Raw genomic sequence first — 13,310 nt, 5'->3', positions numbered from 1 at the left:
TTATTAGGTTGTAAGATTTAATTTATAAGTTAGTAATGGTGGTCTATATTAATATTCTGACCACTCCATAGTTTCTTTTGAGTCCAGTCTGTCTCAGCATTACTCCATAACGGAGCGTCTGCAGGCAGCCCCAGTATTAAAAACACTTCAGAACAGAGGTATAAACTTCCTGTTGAGATGTAGCCTTCACCTATATTGTTTTGATGCCCATAAAGTCCTACCGTAAGCCAGCCTTTATCATCAAAAGTTCCCGGAGCCTCAATTTGATTTTTCACCATGGTATATAGCGCATCTCGTACTTGAGCGGGTGCTACATCCTTAGGCAACTCATCTCTTAGTGCAACTTGCGACAGCAATTGGAATGCTCCAAAACGATAAGCCAGAGATCTCCCGATAGGAGGATATGTACCTTGTGGACCAATTAAACGTTCTTGAATAGCGGCATAACGGGTTGCACGTTCTTTCGCTCTTTTATAATCTCTATCTTTTGCGTGACCGGTTTCTTCAAGTGTTTTATAAATATCAAGCAGCATTGGCTGAATTACAAAACTGTTGTAGTAATCCCAGTGAAAATCGGGTCCATCGCCATACATTCCATCTCCCAGATACCATTCTTTGTGCTTATTTAATGCATAGTCTATACGTATTAAATCTCCACTAGTATCAAACTTGAGCAAGGCGGCTTCTACCATAGCGGTAAAGAGTAACCAATTGCTGTAATAAGGTTCTATTTTACGTGATGATTTTAAAGCATTGATTACGTTTTCTTGCGTTTTCTTATCTAAACGATCCCAGGTTTGTGTAGGCGCTCTTAATAAACCTTGTGCTAAAAAAGCAGCATCAACCAGTGGCTGACGGTCTGTGCTAAAATTCATAAAATCATCAGCCTCGGGATTGGTACCGTTTTCTAAACCTTTTAAAACGAGTTTGATATATTTTTCTCGCAATTTCCCTTCTTTAGTATCATCAGGGCCTAACTCCAGCCACGGTGCCATTCCAGAAAATAAACGCCCAAAACCTTCTAAATAGGTTACGTGTTTACGATCATCCCAGGCTCCCGGAGAGCGCTCTACTGGCATTTTTTCTTTTAACTGGTCTTTACTTAATGCCTCTAAAAGGGGATCGGCAATTTTTATCATGGTATGTACCATATACTCCCGCTTTTCTTGTGCTTGCAAAGCTTGTGTTCCCGTGATTACACCAATACATAGCGCTAAAACAAAAGTTAACTGTTGTTTATTCATCGTCTTATTATCTTATAATTTTTGAAATATTCGCACGTAATCAACCTTATAGGATCTTGGGAAGCTTGTGTCTTTTAGTTCACCTCCATTAGAACCTAATGCCAGATTAAGCAATAGATAATGCGGCTGTTGAAACCCATTAAATTCGTCTACATTTTTAGTTTTACTTAAATCTATTGTATTTAATAACTCATCATCCAGATAGAGTTTTATATAATCTTCGGTCCAGTCCATTTTCCAGATATGAAATTTATTGGGCCAGTCTGAATCTTTTTCTAAAAAGGCTGTAAAAGGAATTGCCTCACTATCCCAGGAAACCCCTCGTTCTTTTCCTTTCCATGCGGCATTCGCCAAAATGTGAGGAACACCATCAATTTGGTAATATTCCATAATGTCTATCTCGCCATTTGAAGGCCATCCTTTTTCGATTCCCAATGTCCAGATTGCAGGCCACATTCCGCTTGCAGTATCAATTTTTGCACGTACTTCTACAATACCGTATTTAAACGCATACTTACCACGCGTATTGATACTGGAAGATGTATAGTTTGCTACTTTTCTATTCTTTTTCCAATTGTTACTTTGCGCTTCATAATTGGGATTGTTAACCATTTCTCGCTTTCCGGTAAGTATGAGATTACCACGTTCAATAGTGGCATTTTCTTCTTGATACCATTGCATCTCATTATTACGTACAAAGCCATGTTCATACGACCAAAACTCAGAATTAGGTTTTGATCCTTTATTAAATTCGTCATTCCAAACAAGCGTATATCCTTTAGGAACTTCAAGCTTTTTAGTATTAGTCAGTGCGTCTGTAGACTTACAAGAAACCTGTATTAAAAAGAGTAAAATAAAAAGGTGTTTGATTGTATTCATCATTTATTGAATTGCGTATAACTGGGCTTTATCATTGTTGCGAGTTACCAAAAGCTCTTTTTTACCCGAATTAAACTTCATTATATTTAAACCTTTAATATCTCCCGATAGCCACAATTGATTTTGTTTTTCTGAAATCTTAAACGCATTATTTTCAAATTTCATAAGCGTTCCAAAAGAAGCATCCATACGCCCTATTCCCACACGCAACGGAAATAAATTACCTGCTGCTAAAATTTCTTGTTTACCATCGCCATCAAAATCTTCAAACACAAAGTCTTGTATTGCTGAATTTTGCGCAAGAAATGGTAAGGCTTTAAGTTCAAATTTACCATTGCCCAAATTTTCTATAAATGAAGATTTTAAATGAGAAATTTCTAAAGTAAAGCGGGGTTTTATAGCATTTTCAGTTAAGAAACTTTCAGTGTTTACCTGAGCATAAGCTTCATAAGAACCGTACTTCTTTTTGAGCGTTGGCACCTGTCCCAGCAGTTCATCGCGTGTAGGTAATGGATAACTTACCCCATTGATGTAATACGTTAAAATAGGATCTATACGGCCATTATTATCTATATCTTGTATGTAATAACGCATAGGCTCTGTCTCACTTGCTGAAAATTGCATATTGTCACCTAGGTTTCCTGCAAGAAAATCAATATCACCATCTCCGTCAAAATCTCCTGCGGTAAGACTAAACCACCATCCGTTTGTATTATTTAGTCCAAAGAGTTCGGTTTCGTTTTTAAGCTGTCCTTCTGTGTTTTTTAAAACAGTAATTGGCATCCATTCTCCGGAAAGTATCAAATCTGGCCAGCTGTCATTATCGATATCTTCCCATACCGCATCTGTGACCATCCCCACTTGTTCTATATCGTAACTACGTACCGATGAAAAGATCACTTTTCCGTTACTGCTATCGTTACGCAATAAAACACTACGCGGAATCATCGGGTAATTACCGGCAGAGAGTCTTCCTCCTACAAATAGATCTAGATCTCCATCTTTATCATAATCACTGGCTTTTACCACACCACCACTAAACTTCATATCGGGCAATGCTCCTACTGCTTTAGTAAACATCCCTGAACCATCATTTAAATACAAACGATCCTGATAATACGCATCACCATTAAATTCTTCATTTCCTCCACTTACAACATATAAATCCAGGTCGCCATCTGCATCTGCATCAAAAAACAAAGCATCACTATCTTCATAATTTTGTTCTTCCGGTAAGGTCCAGGCTTGATTATCATTATATTGTTTTAATGTACCATCATCATTACCCAGATACAGTTGGGAGGCTTGCCCTTTAGCTCCTGCTATATATACATCATCATTACCATCATTATTTACATCTCCTACCGCTGCTTTACCGCCCAATCTTGATAACTGATAGGGTATTAAACTCTCGTAATTAAAATCTACATAATCATTCTCTGTATGCGTAAAATCTAGCTGTGCCTGTTCTGTAATGTTGGTAAGTAAATTTTTACTGGTTTCGACTTTATAAGTATAGGTTGCAGTTGCATCGGTCTCATTTAAAACCAATTTTTGATTGTACGCAACTTCGTTAAGGGTTGTTTGCTTTTGTGAAGGCCAAATAACCTGCAATGTGCTTACTTTATCTTCCTTACCTAATCCTATGGTCATTTGAGGGTGTACCGAAGATTGATACCCCCTTACATAATACGCCTCCTGATAAATAGTTTTTCCGCTGGCTAGCGTCAAAATTACTTTTGCACCAAGCGCATTTGTATTTTTGTTAGTACCCTGTAATTGCAGCGTGATGTAATTATTTTTCTCCCGTTTTTCTTCGTTATTTTTATAAATAAGTAACGGCTGGTTGAGATTATTTACAATTAAATCAAGGTCTCCATCATTATCAAAATCTGCATAAGCAGCAGCATTGGAAACAGTTTTAATAGTTAGTCCCCAATCCTGAGTAGCATTTTCAAACGCTAATCCGTCTTTATTCTTAAATGCATAATTTGAAATTTTAGTTGCCGGAATTTTACTTATCAATAATCCTACATCTAGCGGAACACCTTTTTCCTGTGCGCTTTGCACTGCCTCATTTACAGTATAATTATTAAAGTCCAGATTGCTGTAATCTCTTAAATAACCATTAGTAACAAATATATCTTTTAACCCGTCGTTGTCATAGTCTGCAATTAAAGGTGCCCAACTCCAATCTGTATTTGAAATACCCGACAACTGCGCAATTTCTGAAAATTGCAGATTTCCTTCCGGGTCGTGCCCGCGGTTTATCTGAAGATTATTACGCATATACTGATGGTGATAACCACTATCTATGAGTGTTTGCGCACGGTTATAATTATCTGCCCCTTTTAGTGCTTTTTGCCTGTAATTATCTTCTGGCAGCATATCTACTACAAAAAGATCGGGTTCTAAATCATTGTTTATATCAGCAATGTCAGATCCCATTGCGTATTTGGAAAAGTGTCCAAAAGATGCTTTTGATATTTCTTTAAATGTACCGTCTCCTTTATTTATATAGCAAAAATCTTGCTCAGAATAGTCGTTGGTTACAAAAATGTCTGGCAAGCCATCTTTATTTAAATCGCTTATTGCTGCGCTTAATCCAAAGTTGATTCCTGTACCATAAATACCTGCTTCTTCAGAAACTTCTACAAATTTTCCGTCTTGATTTTGATATAATTTATTGCCGTAATACGGGTGACGTAAGTTCCTAAGGTGCTTAACATTAAAAAGTGTATTGTAAAATTTATTGGCGTGATTGAGTAGAAATAAATCAAGATCGCCATCTAGATCGTAGTCTAAGAAATAGGCTTGTGTTGTAAATGTTCCTAGCGCATCAACACCAAATTCTTTTGCTAGTTCTAAGAATACGGGTATGCCATTAGCATCATTACCCTGATTAATAAATAGCTGATTTGCACGTCCCGCATATTCTTTAACCACGGGTTGTGTAAATCCTTCTGAAGGAGCATTGCCCGAGTAACATAAATAAATATCCAGCAATCCATCACCATTGACATCAGCCATCGAGACTCCGGTTTTCCAACCTTCTTTTTCTTCAATTTTTGCTTTTGCAGTAATGTCTTCAAATTTAAAATCTCCTTTATTTAAGAAGAGTTTATTGTTTACCTGGTTGCCCGAAAGATACACATCTGCAAGGCCGTCATTATTTAAATCACCTACAGCTACGCCACCACCATTATAGATATACTCATAAGTCATTACATTATAATCTTCGGTTTCTACCAAAGTATTTTCAAAAACAAGACCTGTATCTTCTGCACTCATTTCTGTGAAAAGTGTGGTCGCTTCCTCTTTACAACAAGTAAAAAGTAGTACCGCAAGTGCTAATAATTGAGTATTTCTAAAATTCATAAATGTATTGTAATCGCATTCTTAAACTTGATGAATTAGGTTTATTGAGTAATTAGCAATGCCCCGCCTTCACCATATAGTTTTATTGTAAACGTTCCGTTTTTATTAATTGTAACTGGTTTTGTTGCTGCTGTATGATCTTTAGTATCATAAATTAAAGTTGCTTTAGCTCCTTTAAACATCGGCAAATTGAGCTCTAAAGTTTTGTTTTTTTTCTCTCCGTTAGTAACCGCGAGATACCAGACAGCTCCTTTGCGTCTTGCTAAGGCTGCGTAATCACCTGGCTCACCTCCTATATAAATGGTCTCATCCCAAACCGTTGGCACCTTTTTTAAGAAGTCTATTACAAACTTAGGTTGCTCTTCCAGATTATTTGGCGTAAGTCCAAAATGCTGAATAGGGGAAAAATAAAGAACTGCTGTAGCTAACTCAAATACATCTGAAGTACTTCGCAACGTACCTCGTTTTTGATCTTTTGAAAGTCGCTTATTAAGAAATACCGGCCCAAAATCCATAGCACCTACTGTGTTTCGGCTAAAAGGTAAGATCGTGCTATAATAGGCGTGTTTATCTAATGCATCTTGTCTAAAAACCAAATTTTCTGATGCCAGAACGGCTTCCGAAGTTATGTAATTGGGATACATTTTTTCCCACCCACGTGGTAAGGTACACCCGTGAAAAGTTACTGCCAGTCCGTAATTATTAGCATCGGTAAGAATGTCTTCATACAACTGCATCGTGACCTGCTTATCGCCTCCAAAGAAATCAATCTTTAATCCTTTTACTCCTATTTTTTGCAGCCACGCCATTTCTTGTTGACGTTTGTAGGCCGTATTCATAAGGTCTTGTGGCGTTTGAGGTGCGTTGTTCCAAAAACCATTTGAGTTGTACCATAACAAAACTTCTACATTTTTAGATTGTGCGTAGGTAACAAGCTCTTCAAACCTTTTACGTCCTATTGAGGTATCCCAATTAGCATCAATAAGTATGTATTCAAAATTCAGGTCTGCTGCCAGGTCAATAAAAGTGACCTGATCCTGATAATTCATACTGCTGTCCTGCCAGACAATCCAACTCCAGGTTGCTTTACCCATTTTATAATCTTGAGAAGGAGCATACTTTTGTTCTACAAGATCAAATGTTACTGTAGATTCTACTATAGGTTTTAAACTTTTACCAAGAGTAATTGTACGCCAAGGCGTTTGAGCCGGCATTGCCATCGCCGCATAGGTTTCGCCAATACTGTTATTTTCGCCTTCTTGTGGAAATACCAAAGGAAACAGACCGGCGTTATCAGACTCTCCCAAGCGTGCTCCCGGATAACTCCCATCAACACCGGTTTCAGAAATTAAAATCCAGCCATTTTCAGCATTTTTAAATAATGCCGGAAACGTATAACCTACACCGTATTGTGAAGGGGTTCCTAATGTTTCATTAAAAGTATACTCTTCTTCATAAGAAGGTTTGGTTTGCTCCCAACCAGACATCGGTAATGCCTGTGGAGTAATAAATGAAGTAGCGTCATCCGGTAAATTAAACCCTGTCGCTTCCGCTAAAATTTTAACCTTAGTATTGCGGTCTTTAGCAGTTAGTTTATACGAAAAAGCAACATCTCTGTTGCTTACTCTAATGTGTATGGATAAGGTATCCCGGTTGAGATTTGTATAGTTTGTTATAAGCTCATTTGCCAAATAATCGACGTGACTAACTTTGGCTTTTGGTAACGCATACGATTTAGAAACAGCCTTCACTTCTGAATGTTCAAAAGTCAATCCCGTACTAAAATCACCTATCGAGGTTTGTAAACCTAGGGACGATTCTTCTAAAAAAATTTCCCCATTAAGTTTTACAGTATAAACAGGCTTACTATCTATAAGTGCAACAGTTACTTTAAGATTATTATCCGGACTTGTAACTATTGCAGCCGTCTGGCCCCATAAAAACGGAGCCAGAAGAATGCAACTTATACATACAAGGTTTTTTAGCATCTGCTTGTTTATTCTAACAATGAGATTGTATAGCTATAGGTGTATGAATTATCTTCTAATCTGTATTTTTCTAAAGGATATTCACCCCAACTGTTGAGACCTCCTAAACCACGTTGTTTTAAATCTAAATGAAGAAAAACCTTATCCTGTACCGTTAAATCTGTTGGGTGTCTTTGATCTTTAGTTAAACCGGGGTCAAGATCTTCAGTAGAAATATTGAGTGCACTAAACCCTAGTGGTTGAGCTCCAGAAATCTTCAATCCTGTACCAGCAGCATTGGTTAATGTTAACCAACGTGCATCTGTATGATATCCTGATTCCTGCGGGCGTATGTAGGTATACGTAAATTGATTTTCTACTTTATCACTATAAGTGCCTAAAAATGCAGACTCTTTACGGTCTGAATAATTTTCCCATGGTCCGCGGCCGTAATACTTTAAATTATCAAAATCCCCATCTAGAATCATACGCATCCCAAAACGAGGCATTTCAGGTAATTCTTTACCGCTTATATCTATACTAGCTGTTACGGTGATTTCTCCTGTATTCGCAATTAAGTAACTAATCGTATATGGCACATCTACCCCTTCAAGTTGATACATTACGGTAACCGGCAAGCCATTATCAGTAAGCTTTCCTACCTCTGCAGATATTAATTGTGCGTCTTTAGAAGCCGTTTTCCAGGCTTGTAATTTCTTCGGCATACCATTACCAAAATCATTATCGGTAGGAGCTCTCCAAAAATAGGGCTGCGGAAACTCACTTACTACAGCACCTGCATTCTTAAGTTGGTATATTTCAATCTGACCTGTTTTTAGGTTTATAGCTCCCACTACTTTATCAGAACTGAACTGTAAGGTGTCATTTGTAGTTTTAAAAACAAGTTTACTTTCTGAAGTAATGTCTTTTTTAGAAGTAAAGTAGTTGCTCTTGTTCATATCAAATTGCTCAAGCGCCATCTCAAAACCAGCCGGAATTAATGCTGAAGCTTTAGTTGTATATGCATAAACATCTAAGAAATATTCACCTTGTAACATTTCAGGTAAATCAAGTTGTACAGATTCTTGTGTGTTAGGTTCTGCCGAAACATTAAATTCTCCTGTTTTTACCGAAACACCATCCTTCAGTAAATTCCATTTAAAACTGAATTGATCAAGATTTGTATAGTTGTATTCATTTGTAACATTCAAGGTATTACCTATGATCGAAAATTCTATAGGCTGATATACTTTTTTCACTTCGGCTAAAGAAGGATGAGCAATGCGATCTGCAGTAACTAAACCATTTGCATTAAAGTTCTCATCATTTTGCAAATTTTCACCTCCAAGATCACCACCGTAAGCAAAAAATTCACGTCCATCATCTGTTTTTGCTCTCAATCCCTGATCTACCCAATCCCAAATAAAACCACCTTGCATATGTGGGCTGCTGTCTATAATATCCCAATACTCTCTAAAATTACCGCTGCTGTTCCCCATTGCGTGAGAATACTCACACATTATAAAAGGTCGTGTAACATCTGTACGTTCTGCATATTCTTTCATATCCTTAAGCCGCGGATACATAGGTGCTACAACATCTGTATTGGGATTTTGCCCTGCCTGCTCAAAAGTTACCAAACGCGAAGCATCAGTCTTCTTTAACCAGTCATAAGCTTCATAAAAAACCGGACCATTACCACACTCATTTCCCATAGACCAAAGAATTACTGAAGTATGATTTTTATCCATCTCATACATACGCTTTATACGGTCTAAATGTGCAGGAGCCCATTCTTCTAGATAGGCAGGATGTTTAGATTTATCTATAGCCCCCTGAAATTCTGCGCCCATTGCATGGGTTTCTATATTTGCCTCATCTACAATGTAAAAACCAAATTCATCTGCAAGATCATAAACGTCCTGCCCATGTGGGTAGTGGCTCATACGTACAGCGTTGATGTTGTTACGCGCCATCAATTCAAAATCTTTACGTGTCATCTCAAGATCTGGTACATGACCTTTATCTGGGTGATGCTCGTGCAGGTTTACCCCACGTACTGTCACAGCCTTACCGTTAACTAATAGCTGTGCATTTTTAAGCTCTACTTTTCTAAAACCGGTGCGCCCAGAAGTAACTGCAACTGTGTGCCCATTTTTATCTTCTAGCTTTATGATGTAATTATATAGATATGGAGTTTCTCCGCTCCACTTCAATACATCAGGGATTGTCAAATTAAATGATAAATTACCACCTGCCACAGGTACATTTTTCTTTTCGGCTAGAACCAGATTTCCATCTTTATCAAAAAGAGCAACCTGTACTCGTGGATTTTTTATTTTACTTTTTGCAAAATAACGTATGTCTACCTCAGCGGTAAATTTTCCATTGTTATAATTAGCATCTAAATCACTGGTAACTCGATAATCCCAAATTGTTGTTTTTGGCATTGCCTGTAGAAAAACAGTACGCTCTATACCACTTAATCTCCAGAAATCCTGATCTTCTAGATAGCTTCCGTCGTGCCAGCGAGTAACCTGTACTGCCAGTAAATTTTCTCCTTTTTGCAGAAAACTGGTTATATCAAATTCTGCAGGTGTTTTAGAAGCCTTGGTCATACCTACTTCTTTGCCATTTACAAATATGCGCGCATAACCTGAGATTGAGCCAAAACTCAAAATAATTTCTTTATCACTCCACCCCTCAGGTACAGTAAATGTGGTACGGTAACTGCCTACAGGATTGTAATCCCCGTTTATAAAGGGCGGGTTTTTAGGAAAAGGATAGGCTACGTTTGTATAAATAGGAATATCAAAACCTTCGGTCTCCCAGTTAGAGGGAACGTTTATAGCATCCCAACCGCTGTCGTCTAAATCGGTTTTATAAAAATTCTGCGGAAGTTGTTGCGGGTTTTTTGCTAGATTAAATTTCCAGCTTCCATTTAGACTTTTATAAAGAGATGACTTTTCAGGAGTACGCGTTTGGGCATTTTTCGCTTTATCGTATAAAACAAATGCGCTGCGACCTTCTTCTTTATTTCTATCTAAAATTGTAGGGTTTTCCCACTCATTCTGTTGGTTTTGGGCAATTGCGCTACAAATGCATAACATGCTCAAAAGGTTTACAATAGTTTTTCTCATTTATTTAGTTAATTGGAATTTTACAATAGGTTTTTATAGGGTAATTTATTTAGTTCTATTACTTGTACAGGTGTTGCCATTTTAGCTTTAAGACCTTCACCATCTACCTGTATTACTTCTTGCTGAAAAATATGCAGCTTTCCTGTTTTTTTAAAAAGTTCTTTATCAAAATTAGGCTCCCAATCTCCAACGCTTTGCTCAGTTAGATCTAGTAATTGCCAGTTACTCACATCCTGTAAATTTTTATAAGCTAATGAAATTTTACTTCCTTTGGTATCATCTCTAAATAGTAAATAGGTAATCTTTTTACCCGATTGCTTATCTATAAAAATCTCTGGTCTTGAGATGGGAATCTTTTTAGTTCCGCCACCACCCAGTTTGAATTCTGTAGTGCGAAAAGCCGTGTTTTCTTTTTTCCAGTTGCCGTTATCTAAATAAACTATTTGATATTGCGTTTTATGATCTTCATTCCAATAATTAGCGATATAGGGATTGCCGTTTGAATCTGTAGTCATTGCGGTTTGATTAATAAGACTGCTATTCTGCGGAATCTTCCAGGCGTATTCGGCGCTTGCTTCAGTGATAGGTAACGTATATTGCTCACCTGTAGATTTTTGCCAGGTTACGCCACCGTCTAAAGACCTAGCATAGGCGATATCGTGATTTGTAGCTACATCATAGGTCTCGCGCCAAACCCAGGATAAATGTATAGTTCCTTTTAAATCTACATAAGCTTGCCAGTAGGCATTCCTTAGATTTTCACCATCTATTAAATTTTGGTGAAGCTGCGTCCATTTTTTAGTTAACACATCATAACTATTGAGAACTAAAACACCTCTGCCAGACTGCCCTGAGCGATACATAAATAATAAACCTCCAGTATTAGTAAGATTATAAAATTGAGGATATGATACCTTTTGCTCATCTATACCTGTCATACTTATTTTGTCGCCTAGCACTAAGCCTAACGGTGTTTTACTTATTGCATAGCGCAATTCATTATCATGGTGATCCCAACTAACGTGCAAAAAACCTTCGCCATCAACTGCAATACTAATCGTATTATGAGCATCTGCTGTATTGCCGGTATATTGGGTTTTAGCAGTTACCCAGGCTCCATTAGGCAATTCTCTTTTTGCTAAAATGAGATTCGAATCTGCATCGTAAAAAGCTGTAAACTGGGTGTTTTTATAAGTTGTTAGGGCATTTTGACGAAAGATTACTGTATTCACCGAATTGGATGACCAACCCAAACCCACAGTTGAAACCTCAGGAGTTATATTTTTTTGATGTACGCCGCACGACACTAAAACACAACCTAAAAGGCAGAAAACGTAAATTTTAGACAACTCTATCCCCATCAAAAACAATTAAATGTATGACATACGTTTAAAAGTACGTAATTTAAATGTAATACCTGTATTTTACGATTATAATACTTTATCGATTTAATAACTAATAATTAGTTTGAAGGCAAACCGTCTGCTTTCATCCCCTGTATAATAAGTGCGTGAATGATATACGTCATTTCCTTACCATTATCTTCGTGAGCACCATTAACACCGTAAGGCCAAAAGTGAACTCCGTCTCCTTTTACGGTAGCATTAGGGTCATTTGTCATCATTTTTAAGATAGCATTGGCTTCTGCTCCCTGATAAATTCCTGCCTTAATTAGCTCATTCCATTTCCAGTGTTGCCCTACTCCTACTGTGTGCGCCATCTCATGCATTGCGGTTCCTGTGCGCTGATATCCTGCATTAGAACCTACTCTAATATTGCCCGCAAAATTTGCATCTGCCGTAGGTGTACCCGGAGAATAATTAACAACGACGTGCTTAGTAATAGAAGTGAAATTATTGTAATACTGTGTCGCCGTATCAAAGGCATCTTTAATACGAACGTGATTTTCATTTGCTGCATCAAAACCATTAAATGAATATGTAAATTTTCCTTCAGTGATTGTTTTAACTAAAACTTCTTCTCCATATACTACACGTTTACTTGTTTTGGTATAAGGTCTAATAAAATAAAAGGTATTTTCCTTTAAATCTCTAATACGTTCCGTAAAAGAAGCGTCAAGATTTTCCCTCTTTATAACCTTATCTTCAAGTGTTGGGCTTTGTTCAAACCCATACACAACTCCTATTTCTTTTAATTCGGTATCTCCAGGTTCATCTAAACGTATGGCTATAAAAATATCGTGAGCTCCTGAAACCCGCTTTTCTCCTATACTAAATATTGGTGGATCTGCAAATGTTGTAGTAAACTGTATTTCGTTGCCATAGGCGATGCCTTTTGCATTTTTTGCATACGACCGTGCGTAATATTCATTGCCTTCTGCGAGATTAGAAAGATTTACCTCAAATTCTCCTGATCCTTTTACCGTGCTTGCTATGGTTTTGTTTCCATCATAATCTGGTTTTGTTTCTAAACCAAAACAAACCCCTCTTTCAATAATAGAGGTACCGCCATCATCTGTTACTTGTCCCCAAATAGTTGCAGAATATGGTGCTAAATTTTCTGGCTCTTTTGTTATCAAGGTGGCCAAATTAATTTCTTTTACAGGTTCTTCGGGCTGTGCCGTAACTTCAGAACTTGATTCGCCAGAACATCCAGAATTTAAAAAGAGTACACTTATCAATAAAAATAAAGGCATTGTATATTTAATTTTCATAAAACTTAAATATTAGGAATTTATAGAT

At 37.3% G+C, this 13,310-nt stretch carries 6 protein-coding genes and 2 pseudogenes; all 8 read right to left on the bottom strand.

What is annotated here, in order from left to right:
• Positions 1 to 29 precede the first annotated feature (29 nt).
• The 8 genes and pseudogenes from P164_RS02960 to P164_RS02930 all read right to left on the bottom strand — a co-directional run bounded on the left by P164_RS02960 (position 30) and on the right by P164_RS02930 (position 13,282).
• Positions 30 to 1,244, bottom strand: coding sequence for a DUF2264 domain-containing protein (locus tag P164_RS02960; RefSeq protein WP_028374987.1), 1,215 nt, complete (start codon positions 1,242 to 1,244; stop codon positions 30 to 32).
• A gap of 12 nt (positions 1,245 to 1,256) precedes the next feature.
• Positions 1,257 to 2,126 carry a family 16 glycosylhydrolase gene (locus tag P164_RS02955; RefSeq protein WP_081817306.1) on the bottom strand — a complete coding sequence of 290 codons (870 nt, stop codon included), beginning with the start codon at positions 2,124 to 2,126 and terminating at the stop codon, positions 1,257 to 1,259.
• Positions 2,127 to 3,863, bottom strand: a pseudogene (locus P164_RS19165) (FG-GAP-like repeat-containing protein); the annotation flags it as partial.
• 666 nt (positions 3,864 to 4,529) lie between these two features.
• Positions 4,530 to 5,348, bottom strand: a pseudogene (locus P164_RS19160) (FG-GAP repeat domain-containing protein); the annotation flags it as partial.
• A 194-nt stretch (positions 5,349 to 5,542) separates the two neighbouring features.
• Positions 5,543 to 7,489, bottom strand: a complete 1,947-nt coding sequence (locus P164_RS02945) for a glycoside hydrolase family 97 protein (protein ID WP_028374984.1) — start codon at positions 7,487 to 7,489, stop codon at positions 5,543 to 5,545.
• Between the two features lie 8 nt (positions 7,490 to 7,497).
• Positions 7,498 to 10,608: a glycoside hydrolase family 2 TIM barrel-domain containing protein gene (locus P164_RS02940; RefSeq protein WP_028374983.1), complete on the bottom strand. Its 3,111-nt coding sequence runs from the start codon at positions 10,606 to 10,608 to the stop codon at positions 7,498 to 7,500.
• A gap of 20 nt (positions 10,609 to 10,628) precedes the next feature.
• On the bottom strand, positions 10,629 to 11,840 hold the full coding sequence (locus P164_RS02935; RefSeq protein ID WP_234405811.1) for a BNR repeat-containing protein: 1,212 nt from the start codon (positions 11,838 to 11,840) through the stop codon (positions 10,629 to 10,631).
• Positions 11,841 to 12,070: 230 nt separating this feature from the next.
• On the bottom strand, positions 12,071 to 13,282 hold the full coding sequence (locus tag P164_RS02930) for a hypothetical protein (protein ID WP_051621162.1): 1,212 nt from the start codon (positions 13,280 to 13,282) through the stop codon (positions 12,071 to 12,073).
• Positions 13,283 to 13,310 lie beyond the last annotated feature (28 nt).

Source organism: Leeuwenhoekiella sp. MAR_2009_132 (genome assembly GCF_000687915.1).
GTDB lineage: Bacteria > Bacteroidota > Bacteroidia > Flavobacteriales > Flavobacteriaceae > Leeuwenhoekiella.
Note: the sequence above shows the minus strand (reverse complement) of the source record. Positions and strands in the feature narration are given on the sequence as shown.

Bases quoted from the DNA above. Each gene is read 5' to 3' on its own strand.
- P164_RS02960 (WP_028374987.1), bottom strand. From the start codon at position 1,244: ATGAATAAACAACAGTTAACTTTTGTTTTAGCGCTATGTATTGGTGTA.
- P164_RS02955 (WP_081817306.1), bottom strand. From the start codon at position 2,126: ATGATGAATACAATCAAACACCTTTTTATTTTACTCTTTTTAATACAG.
- P164_RS02945 (WP_028374984.1), bottom strand. From the start codon at position 7,489: ATGCTAAAAAACCTTGTATGTATAAGTTGCATTCTTCTGGCTCCGTTT.
- P164_RS02940 (WP_028374983.1), bottom strand. From the start codon at position 10,608: ATGAGAAAAACTATTGTAAACCTTTTGAGCATGTTATGCATTTGTAGC.
- P164_RS02930 (WP_051621162.1), bottom strand. From the start codon at position 13,282: ATGAAAATTAAATATACAATGCCTTTATTTTTATTGATAAGTGTACTC.